The 25212-nt window shown below is 44.2% G+C and carries 26 protein-coding genes; 22 read left to right on the forward strand and 4 right to left on the reverse strand.

The annotated features are described in order from the left end of the window. Positions 1-13 precede the first annotated feature (13 nt). The 6 genes from P3T48_RS03865 to P3T48_RS03890 all read left to right on the forward strand — a co-directional run bounded on the left by P3T48_RS03865 (position 14) and on the right by P3T48_RS03890 (position 5476). Positions 14-2005, forward strand: a complete 1992-nt coding sequence (locus tag P3T48_RS03865; RefSeq protein ID WP_276505720.1) for an AAA family ATPase — start codon at positions 14-16, stop codon at positions 2003-2005. Beyond that, positions 1995-3323, forward strand: a complete 1329-nt coding sequence (locus tag P3T48_RS03870; RefSeq protein ID WP_276505721.1) for an McrC family protein — start codon at positions 1995-1997, stop codon at positions 3321-3323. Before P3T48_RS03865 ends, P3T48_RS03870 begins: the two co-directional genes overlap by 11 nt. A gap of 147 nt (positions 3324-3470) precedes the next feature. Then, the gene (locus tag P3T48_RS03875; RefSeq protein ID WP_217745562.1) at positions 3471-3719 is read left to right on the forward strand and encodes a hypothetical protein; all 249 of its coding nucleotides are present in this window, start codon (positions 3471-3473) and stop codon (positions 3717-3719) included. Positions 3720-3764: 45 nt separating this feature from the next. After that, the gene (locus P3T48_RS03880) at positions 3765-4340 is read left to right on the forward strand and encodes an outer membrane beta-barrel protein (protein ID WP_144153289.1); all 576 of its coding nucleotides are present in this window, start codon (positions 3765-3767) and stop codon (positions 4338-4340) included. A gap of 32 nt (positions 4341-4372) precedes the next feature. Then, the gene (locus P3T48_RS03885) at positions 4373-5056 is read left to right on the forward strand and encodes a DUF4468 domain-containing protein (RefSeq protein ID WP_144153291.1); all 684 of its coding nucleotides are present in this window, start codon (positions 4373-4375) and stop codon (positions 5054-5056) included. A 21-nt stretch (positions 5057-5077) separates the two neighbouring features. Further along, positions 5078-5476: a lipocalin-like domain-containing protein gene (locus P3T48_RS03890; protein WP_276505722.1), complete on the forward strand. Its 399-nt coding sequence runs from the start codon at positions 5078-5080 to the stop codon at positions 5474-5476. 13 nt (positions 5477-5489) lie between these two features. Here the strand turns inward: P3T48_RS03890 and P3T48_RS03895 are convergent, their stop codons facing one another. Beyond that, positions 5490-6101 carry a M23 family metallopeptidase gene (locus P3T48_RS03895; RefSeq protein WP_276505723.1) on the reverse strand — a complete coding sequence of 204 codons (612 nt, stop codon included), beginning with the start codon at positions 6099-6101 and terminating at the stop codon, positions 5490-5492. A 271-nt stretch (positions 6102-6372) separates the two neighbouring features. On the opposite strand from P3T48_RS03895, the gene P3T48_RS03900 reads away from it, so the two are divergent. The 16 genes from P3T48_RS03900 to P3T48_RS03975 all read left to right on the forward strand — a co-directional run bounded on the left by P3T48_RS03900 (position 6373) and on the right by P3T48_RS03975 (position 22439). Continuing rightward, positions 6373-7125 (forward strand): DUF4099 domain-containing protein, encoded by a 753-nt coding sequence (locus tag P3T48_RS03900; RefSeq protein ID WP_218486598.1) that lies wholly within the window; start codon positions 6373-6375, stop codon positions 7123-7125. Between the two features lie 31 nt (positions 7126-7156). After that, positions 7157-7366: a hypothetical protein gene (locus P3T48_RS03905; protein WP_117695413.1), complete on the forward strand. Its 210-nt coding sequence runs from the start codon at positions 7157-7159 to the stop codon at positions 7364-7366. 35 nt (positions 7367-7401) lie between these two features. Next, positions 7402-9039 carry a hypothetical protein gene (locus tag P3T48_RS03910; protein ID WP_276505724.1) on the forward strand — a complete coding sequence of 546 codons (1638 nt, stop codon included), beginning with the start codon at positions 7402-7404 and terminating at the stop codon, positions 9037-9039. A 21-nt stretch (positions 9040-9060) separates the two neighbouring features. Next, entirely contained in the window at positions 9061-10533 is a 1473-nt protein-coding gene (locus P3T48_RS03915) for a toprim domain-containing protein (protein WP_276505725.1), read from the forward strand. A gap of 5 nt (positions 10534-10538) precedes the next feature. Continuing rightward, positions 10539-11030, forward strand: a complete 492-nt coding sequence (locus P3T48_RS03920) for a PH domain-containing protein (protein WP_276505726.1) — start codon at positions 10539-10541, stop codon at positions 11028-11030. Next, a complete protein-coding gene (locus P3T48_RS03925; protein ID WP_276505727.1) occupies positions 11011-11724 on the forward strand; it encodes a hypothetical protein in 714 nt (237 codons plus the stop codon). Before P3T48_RS03920 ends, P3T48_RS03925 begins: the two co-directional genes overlap by 20 nt. Positions 11725-11749: 25 nt before the next feature. After that, positions 11750-12448 (forward strand): hypothetical protein, encoded by a 699-nt coding sequence (locus P3T48_RS03930; protein WP_276505728.1) that lies wholly within the window; start codon positions 11750-11752, stop codon positions 12446-12448. Positions 12449-12511: 63 nt separating this feature from the next. Further along, positions 12512-13189: a hypothetical protein gene (locus P3T48_RS03935; RefSeq protein WP_276505729.1), complete on the forward strand. Its 678-nt coding sequence runs from the start codon at positions 12512-12514 to the stop codon at positions 13187-13189. 26 nt (positions 13190-13215) lie between these two features. After that, positions 13216-14046 carry a M23 family metallopeptidase gene (locus tag P3T48_RS03940; RefSeq protein ID WP_276505730.1) on the forward strand — a complete coding sequence of 277 codons (831 nt, stop codon included), beginning with the start codon at positions 13216-13218 and terminating at the stop codon, positions 14044-14046. A gap of 23 nt (positions 14047-14069) precedes the next feature. Then, entirely contained in the window at positions 14070-14351 is a 282-nt protein-coding gene (locus P3T48_RS03945; RefSeq protein WP_094880505.1) for a hypothetical protein, read from the forward strand. A 10-nt stretch (positions 14352-14361) separates the two neighbouring features. Further along, positions 14362-15753: a hypothetical protein gene (locus P3T48_RS03950; protein WP_443217164.1), complete on the forward strand. Its 1392-nt coding sequence runs from the start codon at positions 14362-14364 to the stop codon at positions 15751-15753. 12 nt (positions 15754-15765) lie between these two features. Beyond that, entirely contained in the window at positions 15766-16206 is a 441-nt protein-coding gene (locus P3T48_RS03955; protein WP_117695423.1) for a DUF4494 domain-containing protein, read from the forward strand. A gap of 19 nt (positions 16207-16225) precedes the next feature. Then, the gene (locus tag P3T48_RS03960; RefSeq protein ID WP_276505732.1) at positions 16226-18673 is read left to right on the forward strand and encodes a MutS N-terminal domain-containing protein; all 2448 of its coding nucleotides are present in this window, start codon (positions 16226-16228) and stop codon (positions 18671-18673) included. A gap of 12 nt (positions 18674-18685) precedes the next feature. Further along, positions 18686-20278 carry a glucosaminidase domain-containing protein gene (locus P3T48_RS03965; RefSeq protein ID WP_276505733.1) on the forward strand — a complete coding sequence of 531 codons (1593 nt, stop codon included), beginning with the start codon at positions 18686-18688 and terminating at the stop codon, positions 20276-20278. A gap of 28 nt (positions 20279-20306) precedes the next feature. Then, a complete protein-coding gene (locus P3T48_RS03970) occupies positions 20307-20921 on the forward strand; it encodes a hypothetical protein (RefSeq protein WP_117695426.1) in 615 nt (204 codons plus the stop codon). A 9-nt stretch (positions 20922-20930) separates the two neighbouring features. Further along, positions 20931-22439: a zincin-like metallopeptidase domain-containing protein gene (locus P3T48_RS03975; RefSeq protein ID WP_276505734.1), complete on the forward strand. Its 1509-nt coding sequence runs from the start codon at positions 20931-20933 to the stop codon at positions 22437-22439. A 117-nt stretch (positions 22440-22556) separates the two neighbouring features. Here the strand turns inward: P3T48_RS03975 and P3T48_RS03980 are convergent, their stop codons facing one another. The 3 genes from P3T48_RS03980 to P3T48_RS03990 are packed head-to-tail and all read right to left on the reverse strand — an operon-like array spanning position 22557 to position 25194. After that, positions 22557-23339 carry a metallophosphoesterase gene (locus tag P3T48_RS03980; RefSeq protein ID WP_144153317.1) on the reverse strand — a complete coding sequence of 261 codons (783 nt, stop codon included), beginning with the start codon at positions 23337-23339 and terminating at the stop codon, positions 22557-22559. Positions 23340-23341: 2 nt separating this feature from the next. Then, a complete protein-coding gene (locus P3T48_RS03985; RefSeq protein WP_094880467.1) occupies positions 23342-24118 on the reverse strand; it encodes a hypothetical protein in 777 nt (258 codons plus the stop codon). Continuing rightward, a complete protein-coding gene (locus P3T48_RS03990) occupies positions 24112-25194 on the reverse strand; it encodes a hypothetical protein (RefSeq protein ID WP_144153319.1) in 1083 nt (360 codons plus the stop codon). The genes P3T48_RS03985 and P3T48_RS03990 overlap by 7 nt, the downstream gene beginning before the upstream one ends. Positions 25195-25212: the final 18 nt, after the last annotated feature.

Genomic DNA, 25212 nt, shown 5'->3' on the forward strand with positions numbered 1-25212 from the left:
AGAAAGAACAAATATGAGTTTAAAAGATATAGTTACATTATTCAAGAATCACCAAATCCAATATGGACTAAATGGTGATTCTAATTTAGAAGAATTATATAAATGGGAATTGGTGTCCAAACAAAATGGGCACCCAGACCCTAATGCTATAGATTTTTCTAAAGAGATTAATTCTCTAGAATTTAAGAATCTATGTTTCAGTTCACAGATTACCGCAATTAGAAATTTTGCGAAATATGAACCAGAAGAGTATAGAAAACTCTTTAGAGCACTGTTTGATGAAAACATCCTTCTGCAAGAAAGAGTAGAAAATTTTACTGAAAGTTGCAAAACATTATGGGATGATAAGATTAAAGCAAAGTTTACCAATCATACGAGTGCAATGTGCGATGAACGACTTATCAGTTGTTTCTTGGCATTCCATAATCCTCAGAAATATACTTTTTATAAAAATGACGTATATAAGAATTTATGTAAACTTTTAGAGGTTAAGCCACGAAAGGCAGGTCTAAAGCTTGTTCATTTTTACGAATTACTGGATCAATACGTTATTCCAAAGATTGAGAAAGAGGATGAATTGATTTTGTCCATCAATGACGAAATAAAGAATAATGGATGTATTCAAAGTATGCCACTTACTGCCCAAACCGTATTATGGTACTATAATAGAGCATTATTAAAAAACACAGATACTGACAAGGAAGATAATGAAAATGATCTTGTTGAAACAAAAATAGACAACACTATGATGTATCAAAAATATATTGATTTGCTTAAGGAAAGCAAGAACTTAGTTCTGACTGGTGCTCCTGGTACAGGTAAGACCTTTATGGCACAGGCCATAGCAAAAGAAATGGGATGTGGTAAAGACGAAATGTGCTTTGTGCAATTTCATCCGTCTTACGACTATACTGATTTTGTAGAAGGACTGAGACCTATCATGATGTCAGAAGGACAGATGGGATTTGAACGTAAAGATGGAATTTTTAAAGAGTTTTGCAAAAAAGCTATCAAGAACTTGATTGATTCTGCAAAGAGTATTGAAAATCTCTCTAAAGAATTATCTTGGGAAAATAAGTTACAGCAATTTATTGATGATTCTATAGACAACGACACAAAATTTAAATTATCAAATGGAAGTGAGTTTACGATAGATGAAATCAAAGGGAGAAACATTATAGCTCATAATGATAGTAACCCTAAAACGCCACTTATTCCTATAAACGCTGATGAAATAATAGAGTTGCTGACCAATGATGTTCCACTAAATATAGTGCGTGATATCCGTACCTATTTTAACAGAAAATTTGGTACACAACCTGATTCTTATGCATTCATTATTACGAAAGCTATTCGTGAAATGAAATATAAGACGCAAGTTATATCAGCAAACAAAATTGAGCGTAAGCCATTTGTCTTTATCATTGATGAAATCAATCGTGGAGAAGCTTCAAAAATATTTGGAGAGCTATTCTATGCCATAGACCCTGGTTATAGAGGCAAGAAAGATATTCGAGTAAAGACTCAATATCAGAACCTTGTCCCTGAAACAGATGTATTTGCAGAAGGATTTTATATTCCAGAAAACGTATTCATTCTTGGTACAATGAATGATATAGACCGTAGTATCGAGAGCATGGACTTTGCTATGCGTCGCAGATTCACCTGGAAGGAGATAAAGCCAGAAGATACACAATCTATGCTCGACAAACTCGAATGTGCTACTAAGGCAAAAAATGTTATGGTAAGATTGAATAATGAGATATCCAAGATTGAAGGGCTGGGACCTGCCTACCAGGTTGGACCATCATACTTCTTAAAGTTGGGTGATAAAGGTGGAAACTTTGAAAAGCTGTGGAATATGAATATCGAACCATTGCTTCGAGAATATATCCGTGGTTTCCGCAAATCAGAAGAAATCATGGAAAAGTTGAGAAATGCTTACTTCGATACCAAAGAAAGCAACTCAAATATTAATGATAACGAATTGGTCGATGAGAATTAACTTAACAGACAATAATATTGGACAGGTGAAAGCTGGGATATTTCTTCGTAAAGATGTCTCAGCTTTATTTCCTATTGCCGACAAGACAATAGCTCAATTATGTCATGAAAATGAGAATCTGCTAATATTTCCCTATAGTATAGAGGATTCTGACGATAAAGTCGGTGAAGCTTCTGTTATGACCATTCTAAATACAAGTGACCCTGAAAAGGTACGTATTACCACAGGAAATGTGATGGGGTTTATCGGTGTTGGAAACCTGCAGATAAAAATTAAATCCCGCTTTGACGAAGGACGCGACGACTATCTCTTACATTACATGCTTCAAAAGGTCTTTTCATTCAATCTCTTTGACCTTAATCACAACAACGAAAAAGAGGATGTATTTGACTTTATCATGTTTATGTTCCCTCACTTGCTAAGGAACGCAATGCGCCAGGGCATATACAGAGAGTATCAGAACTTCAAACATAACGATGCAAAATTAAAAGGTACTATTGACTGGGGACGCCATATTGCCCAAAACATTCCGTTTGCAGGAAATGTGGCATACTCCACTCGTGAATATACCTATGACAATGACATGACAGAGTTAATCCGTCATACAATTGAGTTTATGAAGTCAAAGAGATATGGTCAATCCGTATTAGGTTTAGACCAGGAAACTATAGACAATGTAAAATCCATAATTTCACTAACTCCTTCATATAACAAAAATGAGCGTGGTGCAATTATTGGTAAGAACCTTAGACATAAGAGTCATCCCTACTATACGGAATACCAGCCCCTGCAATGCCTTTGCTTACAAATTCTAAGAATGGAAGAAGTAAAGTACGGAGAAACGGATGAGGAAATTTGCGGTATTCTGTTTGATGGAGCCTGGCTTTGGGAAGAGTATCTGAATACCATTCTACAAAAAGAGGGCTTCAAGCATCCTGAAAACAAGAAACATAAAGGTGGAATCTATTTGTTTGAAGATCATAGTGGAATCCGTTATCCAGATTTCTATAAAGATGATATTGTTCTCGATGCAAAATACAAGAAGCTTGAAAGTTATGAAAAGGTTTCAAAAGTTAATCGTGATGACCTTCATCAGTTAATCACATACATCACTAACTTACAGGCCTCGAAAGGAGTTTTTATAGCTCCTTTGTCTGAAAGACAGCAGAAAATTCCAAAATCACGATTGAAGGACTCATCTGCATCACTATATATATTAGGTATTGAGATTTGTCATACGTCCACATCTTATGCAGACTTCTGTGAAAAGATGAAAGCAAAAGAAGCATACTTTGTAGATACATTAAGGCAATTATAATAGGTCAAAACAGCTAATTTAAGCAGGAAGAAACAGTTCTTTCTGCTTTTTTTATCCAGTAATATGCACTATCTTTTTATAGTGCAGATAGACTGCACAAGACTTTCATACCTTTGCATCAGAAATTAAACATTAATAGGAAAAGGTATGGGACTATTCGATTTTTTATTTTCAAGCGGCGTTTCAAACAGCCAAAAGAAAGCGCATCGCAACGCTGGTAATAATACAACCTCAGACCATGAAAACTATGCTCGTGGCTATGAAGATGGTTATGACGATTGCTGCTGCGACCATGATTGTTCTTATGAAGACTATCATGATAGTAGTTATTGTGATCGTGATGAGTATGAAGGCATCGAGAATGATGAGTGCTATGACGATAATTGCGGTTGGTAGTTACCTTCTGAAAATAGATTTTTCACATTATTATATTATAAGGTCATGAAGAAAATAGCAATTCTTTTAGCAGCTACAATGGCTTTCGCCATCAATAGCAATGCGCAAAGTATGCAATCTGGCTATAAAGGCCATGTTGACGCAGGTTATTCTGTTGGTATCGGTGACTATGACTTTGGTCGTTTTGAAGTCAACACAACCCATGGCTATCAAGTGAATCCTTATATCTTCCTTGGTGCTGGTACTGGCTTGCATTTTATGTCATCTTACAAAACTGGTGATATGGAAATACCACTTGATGTAAGAGACAGTAAAGTAGATATTCCGGTTTTCGCAAACTTCCGCAGCAATTTCACGAAAGGCAAGATTTCGCCTTTCTTTGACATCAAAGGAGGAACGTTTGTAACCAATAATGGTGGTCTATACGTGGTGGCTTCATTGGGTGTAAGATATGCTCTGAATAGCAAACAGGGACTTAGCTTATCTGTAGGATATGCTGCAGAGAAACTTGAATTTGAAACATTTGAACGTTTCAATGGCAGATATGATATGAGTTATACTCGCAAGCCTGATACATATGATACAGAGTCAGTTAGCGTCAAACTCGGATTTGATTTTTAAAAGAATAATGTCTATCAAAACAATATAGAAAAATGAAAAAGTTTATTTTAGTTGCACTTGCTGCATTGTTTGTATGCAGTGCTGTCGATGCTCAAATTCTTCGAGCAGATGAGTTGGAAAAGTACGCAAAAGAAAAGTATGGAGAGAAATGGGTTGATGCAGCAACCAATCTCGGTACCCAGTTGACATTGGATAAGAACAATGCCATCACCTATACTCAGGTAATCCCTGCTGAAGGCAAGACCAAAGATCAGCTTTATGTGTTGCTTAACTATTGGTTCACCGCAACTTTCAATGATGCGAACTCCGTCATCAAATTGAATGACAAGGAATTGGGAACCATCATCGCACAGGGTTTTGTAGAGAGTATTGCACAACATGCAGGTGGTACTAACGCTTACAACGTTAATTTACGCCCTGTTATCAAATGTGATATAAAGGACAATAAGGTTCGTGTTACCTACACAGTACCATTCTATTCTGTCAATGTTGCCGTTGGTGGCGGTTGGATGGGTGCAATGGGAGGCACTATCCCTACCCGTTCTGATCAGAATTGGCCACTTGATAAATGTTATCCTTTTGCCAAGAAGGACTCTCACAAGAAGACTTCCTGCAAAGCACTTGTCATGGCTCATGCCTACTCTAATGTTGTAATGGATAAGATTGAGGAGTGCATCAAGAATGGCTTATCTGGTAATGAAAATGACAATTGGTAAATTCAAAATAACAAGAACATTATGAAAAAGTATTTATTTTTCCTTCTTACCCTCGTGGTAGCATCTTTTGCATTCATATCATGCAGCAGTGATGACGATTCAGACAATGGAGACTATGATAAGTCAATGATTGTTGGAACCTGGGAGATGACTGCAGTAAAGACATCTGAGTCTGGCACTTATGTTGACTGGCCTTTCAGAAAGACTTACGCCACATTCAATGCTGACGGTTCTTATTACGGCTCAGGACATTTCGGAACTGGTCGTGGAACATGGTCTTTGAAAGGAAACACACTAAACACATATGTTGAGGGTGAACTATTTGCTTCTTATACCATCATTACTGCGACATCTACAGTTTCAGAGATGAAAATGTCTATAGGTGACGAAGCTATTTGGGTAAAATGCAAGAAGCAATGATGCTAATCAAGCACTACTTTGTAATGCTTTGAACATACTTCAGAAGGATGACAGGGTCAAACACCTTGCCATCCTTTTTTGTTGTCAAGTGCAGATGGGGGCCAGTTGACATTCCGGAACTTCCAGATACCCCAAGCACCTCTCCTGCATTGACGAACATCCCCTTTGAAACCCAGAAAGCAGAAAGATGGCAATAGCTGATGGTATAGGCAGTAGTTCTGACTGTGACATACTTACCTGAGCGATTGTCATGACCAACGCCAGTCACTTCCCCTGGAAACATGGAAAACACTTTCTCGTAATGAGCTGCCAGATCCACGCCGTTGTGCATGATTGTCTTGTGCTTCACCGGGTGATTACGCATACCAAATCTTGAATTGATCTGAATGTTTTTCAACGGAAACGAAACCCTGAGATAAGGAAGAACATCTTTGGAAGAATCTTGAGGCAAGGAATCAGACTTCATTACAGAGTCCACAGAAGCAACATGAGTTGTTTCTTGTGGACTCTTCTTTTTAGATATACTATGCTTCTTCACATACCCAATCGTATTGAATTGGGCATGTGAAGGAGTCTTTGTAAGCATCATTGTCAGTATCAATATGAGTGTCTTTATTGCTTTCATGTTGCAAAGGTAATCAGACTCAGCAAAACAACACGAAAGAAGTTACCTCTTCCCTATTATATCTAACTTTATTTATGTTTATAGTATGATAATTGAAGAATAATCATACTACTTTCATAACTATCTATAAAACTTTGATGATACTAACATACATATTTATCTTCTTCTATATCTACAATGTAACTTTGTTGTCGGTTTGGCTTTAGGCCCAGTCTGAATAAGACCTGTCATAGGTCAGCCACCAAATAAAAAACGAATAAAACAGAAGCAAATGAATTACAATTTCGATGAGAACGAGATGCCTTATGGCATCCTTGAACGTTTCGGACTCACCCAGACAATGATTGACGACTTACCCACCGATGTCCTCCAGAACATCTACAATGGTCGCAAGTCGCCAGTCCTGCCAGTTCATATCACAGCCGATGATGGTGAGGAAGTCAAGGCACGAACCAGATTCAGCCTGGTAAGAACAGCCGAAGGTGGCGTTGATGTACTCTTCTATCCACAGCTCGATGAGTTAGACTTGAAACTCTTCAACGAGCAGCAGGAGAAGAACCTTGTTGCAGGAAAGCCTATCGTTGGCCATTTGGAGAGCAACGAGGTTGGCAAGGAACTCGGCAGTAAGTGTTTCTTCCAGCTTGATCCAGAAAGCAAGCAGGTGCTCAGTGTTCCAACCCCAGTCATCGGCAGAAACATCCAGTATGTAGCAGACCGCTACCACCTTACTGGCGCAGAGATGCAGAAGTTGCAGAATGGTGACATCCTTACCATCGTAGAGGATGACGAGGAACAATCCATCGGTATCGACCTCAACTCCAACACCGGCATCCGTTTCGCAGCAGGCAACGAACTTGTTTGGAAGAGAGAAGCCAAGCGTGACTGGGATAAGTTCAACTTTGGCATCTTCGGCTGTTGGACTATGGATGAAGATGGCAATCTCGACTACATCCCAGAAGAGAACTATACCGAAGAGATGTGGAACGAACAGAAGAAACTGGGTATGCGCATGATGCAGCGATAACCCAAAGTATTAACCCATAAAACAAGATTTCATGGCAAATGTAAAGTACTATCCAGAAGACGTGCTCGTGGAGAAAGTCCAGAGCGGAGAATATGGCTGGCTTGACTACATCAACCACCACTCCCCTGAATGGCAGGAGGAATACACTGCCTTCTGCAAAGAGAAGGATCTCATTGTCAATGAGGAATCGGCAGAGGAATTTGTCGATTGGAAGGGCGAGCAGATTGAAGCTGGCGAATAATCACACAGTACAGAATCAATAAACAGCATTAGAATATGTCAATCAGATCAAATGCATTACCAGTAGGCAGAGACCTGGCACCAGAGCTTCAGGAGATTCTCAGAAAGAATGGTATGCAAGCACATATCATCAGACAAGGAGAAGGTTATCAATTGGCCGTTCAAGGTCACGATTCCCCTCTGCTGACCTACGCCATCACCGCACAACAGCACAGAGCCTTGATTGACTGGGGAGCAAACTCAGCCAACAAGCAAGCCTATAACACCGTGGCAGAACTCGTGAAGAATGATTTCTACATGCCACGTGACTTCGTTCATGCCAGAAATGCCAATGGCCGTGTTGCCATGGGACTCCACGGCTACCGCATAGGCGTTGGCGAATACGGCAGACTTCCCTGGAACAAACGACATGCCCACATGATGATGGATCCATATCACGGAAGATTCCTTGGTTGGACTCCACGATGCCAGGAAGGATTCCACATGCGCAGAGTTGGAGGAGCCATGTTCATGCAGGGTGCTCCAATCGTACCAGAACGTCCTGACGGCAGAATGAAGCCGGGCGAGTTGCAAAATGGCGGTTATGGCTTCTATTATAAAGGTGGTCAGCAAAACATGGTACAGCAACCTTCGCAGGATGTGTTGGCAGACCTGCAATCAGTCATTACCCCTGTAGTGGTTCGTCCACGTCCCCAGGAACCTGCCAAGCCATACAAAGAACTCATCACCTCCAAGGTCTATTTCAGCAATGACAAATGGCAGGAGTGTCTTTCGTCTCATGGCATTATCGTAGATGCAGCCAACAAGACACTAACCATCCAGTCCACAGCTGCCAAGCAGGACTTTGTCTATGATCTCACTGAGGATGAGGTGAAGAAGTTGACCAACAATTCCATCAAGCAGGTACCAGTCCAGAACCGCATCGACATCATCAACAATGCCATCAGAAACGATTTTCAGGACAAACTGACGATGGATATGCTCAATTCCAAAGAGCAGATCAGCTTGAAGCTCAGACCAGAGATTGAGGCAGAACTCAACAACCGCCAACAGATGGTGATTGACCAGACACTCCCATCTAATGGCGACCAGATTACTATTGAGCCAGAAGACCGCAGTGTTGCACATGTAGATGGCAATAGCCTGTATGAGCAGAACGAGAGCAAGGGATGGTTCCGTGAAGGCAAGCATGGCAGAGAGGTTCAAGTTGATGACATCAAGGTTGAGCCATTACGTAATGAGCAGGGAGAAATCCAGAAGGATGAGAAAGGCAACGCCAAGTTTCGCATGACAGCCGTCATCAACGGAGAGAGCATCAGCCATGAGATTACCCAAAAGCAGTATGACAAGTTCATGGCTATCGATGACTACCACCGCATGAAACTCTTCTCCCACATCTTCAAGGAGGTGGATATGAAAACCATCCCTGGAGAAGGCAAAAATATCGGGGCTCAGATTGGAGGAGCACTCCTTGCAGGACTTGCCGTGATGAGTGAACTGGGCAGAGACCGTCCAGCACCGGCAGTATTCGTAGAACACCATCATGACCATGCCCATGGGCCACATGTATATTTTAAGGGCAGCGTGGATTCACCGCAAGACCTTGCTTCACGAGCCTTCGATGCAGGACTCAATGCAGGAGAACACGGTGTAGGCTTAGGTCATGGCAGATAAACAACAATTCACATTCAAGAGATGACAGACGAACAGACATTTGCAGACTACAGAAGCCGTCTTAACATCAAGGACGTATTGGAGGACGCAGGCTACACGTTTTACAAGCGTGATGGCTTGCGCTATACTGCGTATGTACGCCTGGGCAGCGACGGAAAAAGAATCAGTGGAGACAAGTACATTGTCATGCCCAACAAGAACTGCTGTTTCCAGCCGCCAACCATCAAGCTCTACTCTGTTACCTCCTTCATCTGGGAACATCCAGATCTTTTCAAGGAGTACAAGTATGGCATGAAGGAATCAGCCCTTGTCCATAAGGTCTGCCAACGCCTGCTTAACATCCCGGTAGAACATCGGAGTCAGGACGTGCATAATCCAACTGTCAGCAGCAAGCCATTTGATATCAATGACTACAAGATTGACCGTTTCAATCCCAAAGACTTCGAGTCACAGAAGCCGTTCTACGCCTTCTTCAAGTCAAGAGGAATTGATTTCGCCACCCGTTGTGCCTTCCATCACAGCTTCTTCCTCGCATCGAAAACAGCAAAAGATGGCAGCACCTATAAGAATCTCTCCTTCCCCATGCACATCCCTGGGCAACATGACAAATGTGTAGGCTTAGAGGAAAGAGGCTATCCACGAAAGGACGGTTCTGCCCGAAAAGGCATGGCTACCGGCACCAACGCCAGCGAAGGATTATGGATGGCAAGTCCCAAGAATACGGCACTCCAGGATGCCCGTATCGTACTTGTCTTTGAAAGCGCATACGATGCCATGGCATTTTACCAGCTGCAGATGCGCAAGGAATCAGGATTGGACCAGCGTGGACGGCAGGATCTGAAAGCCGGAGTCTATGTCTCTACTGGAGGTAACCCAAGCTATGGGCAGATACAGGGATTGTTGAAAGCTGCACCCCAAGCCACCTTCCACCTTGGCTTTGACAAGGATGTGGCAGGAAAGCAGTTTGTGGCAAACTTCGAGGATATAGCAAGCAAACAGAGTCCTGTAGCTCCAGGAAATGTACCTGCTGAAATGAGGGAGTTCATGGAAAGCTTCGACAAACAGCCGAGAACCATCAAGGAACTGCTAAGTTTCAATGATGAGAACTACAGCTTACTACCCCAAGAACTCAAACAGCTCTACCTAATTTACGATTCTGCAAAAGAAGAGGCATTGGAGTATCACTACTCTCCCTTCTTGTGTAAAGAAGACAAGCAGGAAGCTGCTGACAAGATGAATAAAGCTTTCAAGGACTTCAAGGATGCACTGCTACAGAAGCTCAACCTGCACGAAGACCAAGACCTCGCTCCCGTGAAGATTATACGGGAAGAGCCATCGGAAGGCTACAAGGACTTCAACGATGAGCTACTTGACAAGAAACAGTTCTCTATGACCGACGTAGTAGAGACCGCATTTGACGAGAACGGTGTGGACTTAACCATTGAACGGCAAGAAGAGAACGAGGAAACCAAACATCATGGATTTAAACGATAACGAATATGGCAGACCCAATCAGACGATACAACATCATCACCCTACGCCCTCATTGGGCGCAGTATATCATCTCGCAAGGGATATCGTTCATCATCAGCTGTGCCCTGTTCCTTGTTGCCGGTCATGACAGCATCACCTACAAGATGCCTTTCGTGGTACTTGGAGGTGTGATGACCTGCATCATGCTCTATAGATGCTTATATCTCTACAAACTAAGATATATCATCACCTCTGAACAGCTCATCATCCAGCATGGAGTACTGACCAGAACCAGTGATTACATAGAGCTGTACCGAGTGGTGGATTTCAGCGAGAACCGTGACATCCTGGAACAGTTGTTCGGATTGAAGACAGTATGGATATTCAGCGGAGACCGCTCCAATCCCAAACTGGACATCTACGGTGTGAAAGAAAGGTTGGACGTGGTGAGAATCATCCGTGAACGTGTAGAATACAACAAAAAGAGAAAAGGCATATATGAAATTACCAACAGATAACAGAAGAAGCAAGGTTGTTGCAGCCATTACCTTAGCGTTAATGCTGCTGCCTACTATAGCTCATGCTCAGGTTGCCTCCGGCAATCCATTGGAGTATGTTGCCTTGGCTGAGGGAAACGAACTTATCAATGGTCAGATCAAGAACCAGATAGAAGACCAGCAGAAGACTGCATTCCTGCAGAACACCATCGCAGCCGAGTTCTCGCAGATTCACAAATGGGAAAAGAAATACAACAGCTATCTGAAAACGGCATCGGGTTATGCTTCCACGTTGAAAGCCTGCACTTCGCTCTATGACGACGGTGTGAGAATCTTCATCAACTTGTGCAATCTGAAGAAGGCCATAGCAAGCAACCCACAGGGCATTGTGGCGACAGCGAGCATGAACAATCTCTATATCGAGACGGCCACAGAGCTCGTCACGGTATATACCACTTTAAAGGATGCCATAGCCAAAGGTGGCAATGAGAATATGCTCACTGGTGCAGAACGAAGCAAAACCCTCTGGGAACTGAACGACCGTCTGGCACAGTTCAACAAGAAGCTGTCAAGGCTATGTCTAAGCATCAGATACTACACCATGGCCGATGTCTGGAACAATGTCACGGCAGGAATGCTCGACCGGAGCAATGCCGAAATAGCCAGTCAAGCCCTTGGCAGATGGCGCAGATGTGCCAGAGTTGTAACACCATAAGAAATATTATTTGAGGATAACATTTATGAAACGTCTCTATGCTCTCATATTACTTCTCTTTTCTCTCATCCTTCCCTTTGATGGGGAGGATGGGAGTTTTCTCCGTGCCCAGGGCAATGACCCTGTCCTGGCAGGTATGATATTCCAATATACCGACAAGGCCAAGAAAGAGTTGAAGCAGCAGGAACAGATGATGCAACTTGTATCTACAGGCCATATATGGATCGAGGAAGAGGTGGAAGGTACAACCAACCTACAGAAAGAGTTCAATAACTATCTTGACCGTTTCAACAGCATCATCAGCTATGCAGCTCAGATCTATGGTTTCTATCACGAGATAGACCGTCTCGTGGCACAACTCGGAACCTACAGCCACCAGCTCAGCCATCAGACGACCAATGCTCTTGCCGTGGCTCTGTCCTCCAATCGCAACAAACTCTATCGGGAACTTGTCATGAGCAGTGTCGAGATAGTCAATGATGTCAGGCAGGTATGCCTCTCTAATAACAAGATGACAGAGAAGCAGCGACTGGAGATAGTCTTTGGCATACGACCGAAACTCAAACTGATGAACCAGAAACTCAAACGGTTGATACGGGCAGTAAAGTACACCAGACTGTCAGACGTTTGGGCAGAGATAGACTATGGAGCCAGGAGTGAAGTGGACAAACCTACCATTGTACAGCGATGTAAAGAACGATGGCGAAGGAATGCAAGACCTTGAAGTAAAGGTTCAACATAATCAGATAACAAATAACAATACAATAATTTAGAAATACATAACATTATGGGTTGGGGTTCATTTTTGAAAGCAACTCTCCGATTGGGAGGAAGGATGACCAGTGCAACTGCACACTCAGTGGGCAGTGCTGTGCTTCATCCTCAGCAGACCTTGAAAGGCGTAGGTTCTGCCACTAAAAGCGCAATTGTCGGAGGAAGTCTTGGTTACATTGGTTGGGAGAAACTCACCACGGACAAAAGCGTTGTAGGCATTGTCAGCGATGCCGTCATAGGAGAAGACACCACCAAGAAGATTGGCGACACTGTATCAGGGATTGGCGATGGCGTGAAAGACCTGAAAGACTCTGTTACAGGACTCTCTGACAATGTTAATGGGGCTATCAGCAGCGTGGATTCCAAGTGGAGCGGTATGTCTGGCTTCCTTAGAGCCATGTTCTCTGGTCATGGCGGTGACATGTTCGGAAACTTCTTCAGCAACATAGGCAAAGGCAACGTTTCAGGTCTCAGCCTTGTAGGACTTGTAGTCTCTGCCCTCCTCGTCTTCGGTCGCTTCGGATGGTTAGGCAAGATAGCTGGAGCCGTTCTCGGAATGATGATGATAGGCAACAATGCCAATCTAAGCAGCCTACTTGGTGGCAACAGTGACCGTAAGGCAAACAACCACAAGGAAGAAGAAAAGCAGCAAGAAGTAGAACAAACCAATACTGTAAGCAGACGAAGATAACAAACACTATAACAAAGTATTATACAATGCACTATACACAAGAAATGATACTGCATTCCGACAGTGGCTATTGCATGCCATTCGAGGAAAGAAACGGAGAAGTGACCATGTCCCTGGGTTACGGCAAACAGAAGCATCCGCGCACAGGAGAGTCATTTTTCCATCATGGAGTTGACTTCAAGGTCAGAAACTACCTGCTGTCTGCTGTAGCTACCGGCAAGGTGACAGGTCTGGGCAACGATGCTATTCACGGCATCTACCAGATTACGAGATATGGTGACTATGAAGTGACCTATGCCCACCTGAGCAACGTGTTTACCAACTACGGCAAAGAGGTAAAGGCAGGGCAAGTCATCGCTGTCAGTGCCGACTCCCTCCATGTAGAAGTCAAATACAAGGGCGAAGAACTCAATCCACTGGAGTTCCTCACCATGATCTATAGCAATCTGAAAGTGATGGAACAGAACGGCAAGCCAGGCGCAGCACCTCAGTTCGTCACTCTTGACATGGATGTTCATACCATGTATGACAAAGACCAGAAGGAGATTGAAGACCTCATGATGCGCTTCTTCCCCGACTACATGAGCGACATGAGCCAAGGCATCTATGCCCTACCAGAGCATACGGAACTTGCACTTCGCAACATCTTCACCATGTCGGCCATGAAGAATTACTTCTATGAAACCCTGCCTTCCATGGCGAATCCATTGGGAATGGGATCAAGAAGCATTCCAATAGCCGAGCGAGTACAGAACCTCCTTATTGGAGATTTTCTAAACTATCTCGCCTTGCGCCATCAGATCTTTCTGTCAAGCATGAGTGCCATCGAAAAAAAAAAGCACAAGACTGGGCAATAGCGACAAGCGGAATAGTTGACCCACTGGCAGAACTGGACATCGATGTTCAAAGCTTCGACATTCCACGCCTGGTGAGCGTCTATCCCGACAAGTCGGGAATCAGATGGTGGACTAAGGCTTGGTTCAATAACAGCGAGAAAGGCGAAGCTGCCATTGAGATAGAAAGAAATCTGGCCATCAAGTTCATCAACGACAACATCGAGAAGGACGAATGGCTGGAGGAATATTTCCCAAAACAGATGGAAGTCTATCACAACGCCATCGAACAGACCAGAGAACAAATCCTCAACCAATTAAACTTGTAAACATAAAGCTATGGTAGAGTCAAAACAGGATAAGATATTCAATACTAAGGTTATACCGATTATGAATAAAGTTCGGAATAACCTACAGAACAAGCTTGCAGACGAGTTGCGGTCAAACTCCAATTCGTTTGCAGGTCTGATGGCAGCAGCAGCTGGACCTGACGGTGGTATGGCATCCATGCAGGCACAAAATGACACTCTCAAATACACAGGCAAATGGACATCCAAGACCACGGAAGACTATATTGTGATGGTCAAGAAAGAGTTGAAGCGACAGCATATCACGGTCAATGCCTCCATGGAACAGAAGATGATCGACAAGATGATAAAGGACAAAATACCGAAATCATCCATCGACTACATCATACGAAAGGCTGCCACGAGTACCATCTTCTACCTACCGCAGGAAGTCGCAAAATCGCCATTGGATCACAAGATAGACTCGGAGGCAGAGAAGCGGTATAAGCCATCGGTCTGGGAAAAGAACGCTGGTATAGCCCTTGGCTCTGTAACCGACCTTGCCTGTATGGGAGGATTGGGAGGTGGCTTGAAGACTGCTGCCACCTGGATAGGAAGCGACATGCTCGTCACTCATGTTGGTGACAAACTCAATGACCGTTCCGATGTTCCCATGATCATTGCACCGGGAAAGGAGGATGAATACAGACGAACGCAGCAGGAAAAGAAGAAACAAGCGGAGCAAAAACCGCAGAAAAAGCCACAATCTGAGGAAGGAGCACAACAGGCAGAACCAACAGAAGAAGTGAACCAATCTGAAGGTGAAACCAACAACACGCAGCCCGAACAGACTAACATGAACGGTTGGCAAGGGCTTCTCACGTCATTCGGCCTCAACGGTATCAGCGATATAGGCCATAATCTTGGTTATGTATTGGCCATGCTTCCAGATATGCTCGTCGGCATGTTCACCGGTAAGACCAAGTCCATCAATATCAAGGATAACATGATGCCTATTGCAAGCATTGTTGCAGGTATGTTTGTCAAGAACCCGATTCTCAAAATGGTACTCATAGGCATGGGAGGCATGAATCTTCTCAATAAGGCAGGACATGAAGCCTTGGACAACTTCAAGACACAGGATCATCCGCAACAAGCTGGTGGCAGAGTCAACTATCGCATCTATCCCGAAGAGCCTCTGAATGCACGCATCCAGAATCCGGAGATAAGAGCCAACTGCCTGATCGCAACCATTGACAGAGTGCCATGTACCATAGCCCTTCCAGAAAAAGTTGTGGATGCCTACCGTCAAGGAGCGCTGCCTCTCAACACCCTTGCCAATGCTGTGCTGGCAAAGAATGACCAGATGCGACAGATAGCATCCGAGAAATACGAGGCTGGCGAACGACAGACAGTCATCGAGAGACCACTTGCTCAAAGATAACATAGAACAAAGATGAAAAGATACTGGTATAAATTCCGTGTCAAATACGGCAAAGCCCTTGACACTGGAAAGAACAAAAAAGTCAGTGAAGAATACCTGGTAGATGCCGAGAGCTTCACCGAGACAGAGAAACGTGCCACCAAAGCTGCTACTGAGCTTATCGGAACCAGAGACTTCGACATCACAGCCATCTCACGTGAACCTATCACGGAGATCCTGAAAGAAGACGAGAAAGAAGGCAACCACTGGTACAAGACCGTCGTCTCCCTTGTCACTGAGGATGAAGAAACTGGCGTAAAGAAGTTCTCACCACAGACCATCTACGTCAATGCTCCTTCGACAAAGGAAGCAGACCACATGCTACGTCAGCACATGAGCAGCAGTGTGACAGAGTGGGAAATCAAATCCATAGCCGAGACCAAGGTTCTTGGTGTTCTTGGCTATAAGCAATGATCACAAAAACATCATATCCATGACAGAAAAGAATCAGCAAGAAAAGATGGCTGCAGAACGTCAGGTGGAACTGTTCACCAAGGCGTTCGGGAAAGCCAAGGAAGATAATTGCATTTGGCTGGATAACAACGGCCGCAAGGCTCCTGGACTCTACCAGAAGCATTTGCAGGTATCAGCCTTCAATGCCATCATCTTAGGAATGCACGCCGCTCAAAACGGCTACAAGACCAACCAATATACGCTTTTTTCGGAAGCGAAGAAACGTGGCGAGTCTGTTCAATCAAAAGAGAAAGGAGTACCATTCCTCTGGTATAACTGGAACGAGTATGTCAACAAGCACAACCCTGAGGACAAAATCAGCCGTGCAGACTACCAGGCTCTCCCTTCAGACAAGCAAGCAGATTACAAAGGAATCAGAAGCCGTGAAGTAAGAGCCTTGTTCAATATCGAGCAGACTACCCTACCCATGGTTGACAAGACCGCCTTTGAAGCTACAGTCCAGGAATATGGCAGGTTGAACGACCGAAAGGATGTAGAGTCAGCCTCCACAGCCATTCGCCAAGGTGTAGAAAAGCTTCTGGAAAAAGCACGTGAGAACATGCTCGAAATCCGCAGTGACTCTACCGGTGTAGCACATTACGACAGTAGGAAAGACATTGTCTTCCTGCCCAAAGCATCTTCATACGAACACTATGAGGATTATGCCCGTGATGCAGTATCGCTACTTGTTACAGCCACTGGGCATGGGCAGCGACTGGCCCGTGAAGGTATGGTAACGAAGAACGGAAAGGTCTCTGCAGAGGATGCCATGAAGCAGGAGCGTCTGGTCACAGAGGTTGCCACAGCCGTAAAGCTTCAGGAATTGGGAATCTCAGCCAAGCTCTCCCCGGAAAGTATGGCGATGACTGACTATTGGTCAAGAGAACTGAAAGAGAACCCTTGTCTCATTGATATACTGGAGAGGGATGTCAACAATGCCGTGGATATGCTCCACAAGGCAGAACGTGGCGAAAAGGTTGAATTGAACAGCAAGACAGCCAGAAATCAGGCAGATGCCATCAAGAGCATCCTTCCAAAGCACTATTATGTGGCTGACGAGATCAAGACCCTTCCCAACAAGTCCACCAAGGAGTTTGTCCTCGTAAAGGACGCAGAGGGTAAGATGGCTGACGTAGTCCTTCCGGAAGGTGCATCCTTAGGTATGGATAACGACATCCCTGGCATGAAGAAAGGACGTATCGAGCATGCCCTACAGAAGGAAGGATATGAAACTGTCACCTTCTACAATGTTGATGGTTCCATGGGCTACCGTCCTGACGACAGTTTCTTTGACGGTAAGGCAGTCTCTGTTGCCAGACTCAACAACTGGAGCCTGGAGACCATCACCCTGCTTGATGTCTCAGATGCAGTGAAACGCTCTGGAGCCGTGGACTTCGACAAGATTCTCATGCTGCGTGACGATGAAGGCAAGTGGGCTCTCTATCTGAAACCTGAGAATGAAAAGGCTTTCAGCGTATATCCAGACAAGGCCGATGTCAACCTGTTCTTCACCACTGTAAAGCAAGGAGACGAGGAGCTTACAGACACTATGCGTCAGGACATGGCACAGAAATACTACATGGAAGCTTCCAATAAGCCGGAAATGAAGGTTGACCTCTTCAAGAGCAACGTTCCTGCCGAAGAGGTGGACAAAATCCAACGTGTCAACATCTTCAAGACCAAAGAGACGGACAATCAGCCGAGTGTCATCCTCTGTATGCCTACAGTGAATGGTGAAAAGCTCAAACCTCGTGAGATCTCACCATCCCAGTGGCAACGTATGTGGCTCGCCGAGAACATGCAGGATTACAAGAAACACCTTGCTGCCAGTCTTTTTGCCGATGTACTGCGCAAAGACCGGACCGATGCGGTAGCTGTAGGCACTGAAAAATCGGAGCAGGAAGCCAAGAGCAATGAGGTAAAGCAGAACACCGCTCAGCAAGAGGAAGACAAGATTACGGAGGAACAGAAAGAGGAAACTCCAGAAAAGAAAGAGCAGAAGCAGAAGGAAGAAAAGGCAAAGGAAGAGAAGACGAAGGCTGAGACAAAGGCTGCCGTTGTAGCAATGACTCCGATGTTAAAGCAATTCTACGAGCTAAAAGGTAAACATCCTGATGCTGTGTTACTTTTCCGTTGTGGAGACTTCTACGAGACCTATAGCCAGGATGCAGAGAAAGCTTCAAAAATCCTGGGCATCACACTCACCAAGAGTTCCCATACCAAGGATGCTGACGGTAAGCCTCTGGCCATGGCTGGTTTCCCATATCATGCTCTCGATACCTATCTGCCGAAACTCATCCGTGCAGGAGAACGGGTTGCCATCTGCGACCAGTTGGAAGCCCCCAAACGTGCCACTGAGGAAATTTCTCCCTCCAAGGTAGAGAGTCCTCAGCAGGAACAGAACAATTCTTCAGGAATACACAGATAATATGTAATCATCATGTCAAGGAATCAAGAATATGTAGAACAATATGCAGAGTATGCCATGGAGCAGATGCGACGATATGGCATACCTGCTTCTGTCACCCTTGCACAAGGCATCTGCGAGAGTGCAAGCGGACAGAGCGAGTTATCCCGAAAGGGAAACAATCATTTCGGCATCAAGGCTACTTCTGGTTGGGTTCAGAACGGTGGCAAGTACCTCGTATATACCGATGACCGTCCCAACGAGAAGTTCTGTCAATATGCTTCTGTTGGCGACTCATACGAGCATCATTCCCAGTTTCTGAAAGGAAACAAGAGATACAGTTCGCTCTTCAAGCTATCCCCCGATGACTACAAGGGATGGACAAACGGACTGCAGAACTCCGGTTATGCCTCCAACAAGAAGTACGCTTCAAGTCTTCAGAGCATCATCGAGAAGAACAACCTGCAGAAGTATGACCAGATGGTCATGAAGGAGATGAAATCGCAAGGCAAATCCTTCGGTACCGAAGCCAATCCTCGTCAGCAAGGAGAACAAAGCAGCCAGAAAACGAGTGTTTCAAAGCCTGCGGAGAGTGAAAAGTATTCCTATCCCTTGAAGAGAAACGAGTTTATGCTCGTCACCTCACCCTTCGGAATGAGGAAAGATCCGCTCAATCCGGCCAACACGCAAATGCACAAGGGCATAGACATTCAAGCCAGGCATGACAATGTACTGGCTACGGAAGATAAGGGTAAGGTCACTCGGGTCAACAACAATCCGAATACTGCAGGTGGACTGTCTGTAACTGTAGAATACAACAGAAATGACGGCAGCAAGTATCAATGTACCTACATGCACCTGAGCAGCATTGCCGTCAAGGCTGGAGATAACGTCAATGCCGGTCAGCGATTGGGCGTGACTGGCAATACGGGAACCAGAACCACTGGTGAGCATCTGCATTTTGGAGTGAAAAGCATCTCTGCGGATGGCAAGGCACGGGATATAGACCCTGCTGCATATCTTGCTGAAATCTCTCAAAAGGGAAACATCCAGTTGCAGACTCTCCACAACGGCAAGGACATCACCGCTCAGTATAAGGTTAGCAATCCTGCCTCGCAAGGCGAAGTGCAAGATATGGCACAAAGTCCGGAAGCCTGGATAAAGAAGCTTCTGTCATCTGAGGACAGCGGAGTAAAAATGCCAGGAGAAGACCCTGTCATTGAGATGGCTATGACCATGTTCACCTCTCTCATGGCACTTGCCCTGCAGATAGACAACAAGAGCGAAGAAGAGAAAATGCGGACTGTGACCGACTCGGTTGTCAGCAAGAGCATCGACCTCTCCTCGCTCCTTCCCTCTTATAAAGCTTGTTCCGTGAACATTCAGGATGGCAAGCCTTATCTCCATGTAGATAACGGAACCGTCCAGTTTGCAAGAGAACTGACACAGGCTGAAATGAAGAAGCTCCAGCAGACGCTCGGCAATGCCAATCTGAGCGATGATGACAAGCGAAGAGGTGTTGCCTCTATCATCCAGGCAGCGACGGTATCTCAGCAGATGTCACAGAACTATCAGAAAGGCGTTGACAATCAGCAGGACAGACAGGAATCTGTTCAAATCAAATAATGAAGTAAAACAATAAGCCAAGTTTATTATGATTAAATGTAATGTAACCGTATGCGGCACGGTGTGCCGCCAGGCACAGATGCGTGCCAACAAGGAAGGTAAGCAGTTTATCTCGTTTGGAATCAGCGTAGTGGTTCAAGCCAAGACCGGTATCAACAAGACTGTAGAAATCAGCGTAGCCAAGGATGGTGACAACCAGGCTGAACTGGTCAACTATCCAGTAGGTTCCCGTATCGAGGTGGCAGGAGTTCTCCAATTCCATAAGAAAGGCGATGCTCTTTACCTCAATCTCTCGGCTTCGGGAGTGAATACCTTCAATGCTGGAAGCCAGGACGCAATCACCGGCACCATCGAGTTTAGAGGAACCATCGGCAAGCAGGTTGAGGTGAAGACCGATAAGAAGGGCAAGCCTTATACCCTATTCTCTGCCTACAGCAGCGAGAAGGATGGTGACAACTATGCCTACATCTGGATTCGTTTCATGCAGTTTGACACAACAAAGGCAGACTGGGTACAGGCTAAGGCAGGCATTAATGCCAAGGGTGATTTGCAGGTGGGAGCCTACAACGACCGCCTCGACCTCACTTGCCGTATCACCGAGCTTACTCCATGGGAGAAGAAAGCAGCATCCACCAACCAATAATGAATGATTATGGCTGATTACAAGAAATATAACACAGATGGCCGTAGCAGTGAAGACCGGGCTTTGGACAAGTTTGCCGAGATGATGATTGAGAAGATCAACACCTTGCAGAACGACTGGAAGAAGCCTTGGTTCACTGAAGGTTCCCTGACATGGCCTAAGAACCTGTCAGGGCGTGAGTATAACGGCATGAATGCCCTGATGCTCATGATGCACTGTGAGAAACAGGGATATAAGTTGCCTGTGTTCTGCACCTTCGACAGAGTTGCCGGTCTGAACTTCAATAAGGACAAGCAAGGAAAAAGACAGCAGGTTAAGGACAATAATGGTGAAGCTTTGCCTCAGGTGACAATCCTCAAAGGCGAGAAGAGTTTCCCGGTTTTCATCACGACTTTCACCGTTGTGAACAAAGAGACAAGGGAGAAAATCAAATACGATGACTACCGCTTGATGTCCGAGGAGCGACGCAAGGAGTATAATGTATATCCTAAATTGCAGGTTTACAATGTGTTTAATGTGGCGCAGACCAACTTGCAGGAAGCTCGTCCGGAACTCTACAAAAAGCTGGAGGCAGCTGCAGGAGTAAACCGACCATTGAATCATGGTGATGACTTCTCTTTCCCTGCCATGGATAAGATGATCAAGGAAAACGGATGGATCTGTCCTATCAAGCCTGTCTATGGAGACAATGCCTACTACAGCATTTCGAAGAATGAGATTGTCATTCCAGAGAAACGCCAGTTCAAGGATGGAGAGTCCTTCTACACCAATCTCGGACATGAGATGGCTCACTCTACGGGTTCAGAAAACCATTTGGGCAGATTGAAGCCTGCATCTTTCGGAAGCGCAGAATACGCCCGTGAGGAACTTGTTGCTGAACTGAGTGCTGCCCTGGTAGCCCAGCGTTTCGGTATGACCAAGCACCTAAAGGAAGACAGTGCCAGCTATCTGAAAAACTGGTTGGACAGTTTGAAAGAATCGCCTGAGTTCATCAAGACTACGCTTACCGATGTGAAGAAGGCTTCTCACATGATCAACCAGCATATCGATGCCATGCAGCTGAAAATAGACCAGGAACAAAGTCAAGAGGCTGAGCAGAAGCAAGAGAAAGCTCCAACGATGTATTACGCATCAGTGGCGTATCTCCAGACTACCGATGCTACAGACCGTCTCGACAAGTTCAAAAATGACGGCAACTACGATGCACTCCTTACTGAGGCTAAGGAATACGACCAAGGTGATGCTCCTGAGCTCTCCAAAATCAATCTTTCACCAACTAAATACCGTGGCGATGACCTCCTTGTTGAGGATGAGCATTATGCTGTGGTATATAATCCGACTGTTGGAGGCACATACGATGTGATGCGCAAGGTAAGCGCAGAGGAAATCAAGGATAACATCATCCGCTACAGTCTCCCAGAGGATGCAACAGACGACGTAAAGGAAGTTGCCAAGCAAATGGAAAAAGAAGAGGTTGTTGCTCAGGAAGAAGAGCAACATTACCATCGAGGACGATAATTCATCCGATTCAATTAAAGACAGTCACTATGTTGGCTGTCTTTTTTATGCAATAAATACTTTCATGGTCATTTTGAGTGCAAGCGTAAAGTTTCATAATGAAAATTAAATCGTCGGTCATGACCGACGATTTAAGTGATCAATACATTTCTTTGAATCAAAAGACTCAGATTCTCCATGACTCACATACCCAAGCTGATTCGAAACACATTGAGTATTTCCTATTATCCTGTCTATGTTACGATGAGAATGACCATAAATCCAATAATCTATTCGGCTATAAGCAATGAAGTTCCCCAGCTCTGCTGTGAAAGCACCGTTTATCGGACTTCCCTTGAAATCCGGAGACACCAGTTGAAATGATGGAACATGATGCGTTGCCACAACAATATGCTTTGCCTGGCTCTCACTAACAGCCTTTTCGATGAAAGCACGGCACTTAGCATGCTCTTGATTAAACCGTTCACTATTTATCACAACGCCACAATCCTTAATACGGTAGAAATCATTTACTCTGCGCTCGGTTGAAAAAGCATCCTGCGGCTCTATATATCCCCATAGTGTAGAAACGATGAGGTCTGTATCATCCGAAAGATGTATTACTGCATTATAATAGCATTTGATATTGTGCCGAATTTCCATGCACCATCCATCATGGAGTTGCCCCAAGTCATAACCCAAATAAAACTCATGATTACCTGGTATTACTATTACTTCCTTGAAATTCTCTGAAGCCCAATCCCAGAATGGATGCTTGACAAAGCCTTCATCATCTAAATAGCCAGTATCTCCAGCTAACACCAGGATGTCAGCAACTGGCTGAAGAGGATGAGTCTCCAAATACAGGGTATTCTCCATGAATTCCAAATGCAAATCTGAAGCATATTGTATCTTAACCATGACTACAACATTGATTTCTTAAGTTGTTCTATAATCTGCAGGCTTGTCACATTGCCAAGACCTGCAGACTTGATGAAATCGGCATTAGGCAAATCCTGCATGATAGCATCACAAAAGTCACAAACATCAGTTTTTAATGTATTGGGCAGTTCATATCTACTTGCTGGAGTAAGCATTGCTGCAAGACGAAAAACATCTTTCTTATGCTTTGCAATATGCTTGCTATCAACACTTTCACCTTTAGCTTTTCTTTGACTCAAATCCAAGAAAGCCTTGCTTTTCAAACAGATAAGACTCTCGATGTTGGCGATATGCACGCCATCTTCCTGCAAGCTATGTTCTATCGTGAAACGATAATAGTCTTCATCCATGAGTATTGCCGATAAACTTGAAAGGTCTTCATCCACTGGAATCGGTGTAATACGAGCCTCCTCTGGGAAATTCATCAAGCCAAGACTTCGTGAAAAGAGTTCAACCTGATATGGGAAAGCAGAATTAGCAGGTTTCATGAAGCGGAAATATTCATGTTTGGGCTCAACATTCTCATTAACACCCTTGTTTCGCTGCTCATAATTGCCCTTCTTTACAAACTCCCAGAATTTGGCTACAAACTCAGCCGACAAAGCTTCAACCACTAAGATAATGTCAATATCCTTAGTAGCACGAGGTACCTGAGCATACAAATCCTCATGGATTTCGCATGCCGTACCACCTATTATAACATAATTGTCCTCAAAACCTTTGAAGAACTCCTTGAATGTATCTATTCCTCTTACCATGACATTTCATTTATCAATCGTTCTAACTCTATTTGTATTCGCTCATCTTCATTGTCTTTCAATGACAGATAAAGCGAGAGCTTATCAACTACTCCTTCTGTACTTAACATTTTGGGATTATACTTCCAAACTTGGATTTCATTTTCTCCGAACTGCTTGTCGGTTGCGACGGCCAAAATTTTCAGTTCTTTCTTTGTAACAGCCCAACACTGCCTTGATTCTTCATTAAGCATCGTGTAGGAAGCCAGTGCATTCACCCCACTTATCTGTTGTCCTTCAAGTATAGCATCCGTATAGTAAAGCTGCTCTATCGGAGAGACTAACATTGGCAATGCTTTATTCCAAAGTTCCCTATTGCTTATATCAATTTGCACCGTCTTTGTCTTTACTCCTTCCAACTTAATCAGATCTTTGGAGACAAGCCAGCGCAATGATTTGTTTGCTGTCGCATAAGAAACGCCAAACTTATCGCTCAGTCCATAACCAGTTGTCCCAACAATGGATTCAATCTGCAAATGATAAAGCAACAAACATTGGGCAAAGGGAGGAATGGTTTCTTTCAAATCCAAGCCCACCTTTCTGTCTGGCTGGATGTCAAGCAAAAGAGATGGCAGGAACATTTGCCTGTTGGGGATAACAAAGTTAACTTTTTGTGCCACCAATCTTACCTTATTATAAGATGAAATGCATGGAGTGATTAATACGACGAAGAGCTGTGTCTGTCGATGTATAATATCCAATTGCTTCTTCAACTGGGCAGGTGGTACAGAGTCACCATCCTTTAGGTAAGCCATCAAAATGTGCTGCCCCAAAATACATCCTTTATAAAAAGAGAACCTGGAAGAAACATTCATAGGGATTCCTTCCAACAAATCTTTATCTGCTGGTTCCAAAGCTACTTTTTCGCCCAACATATTGCCGAAATATGCAGCTGTTTCATCTATATAATATTTAATATTGCACATAATATCGCCACTAATATTACGTGCAAATATAATGATTATATTCTGAATATCAAAACATTCTATTGAATAAATAAGTTTTTTTAAGATAATTATGGGGAGTTTACTCATCACGAGCAAACTCCCCTTGAT

The sequence above is a fragment of the Segatella intestinalis genome, from assembly GCF_029348455.1.
Lineage (GTDB): Bacteria > Bacteroidota > Bacteroidia > Bacteroidales > Bacteroidaceae > Prevotella.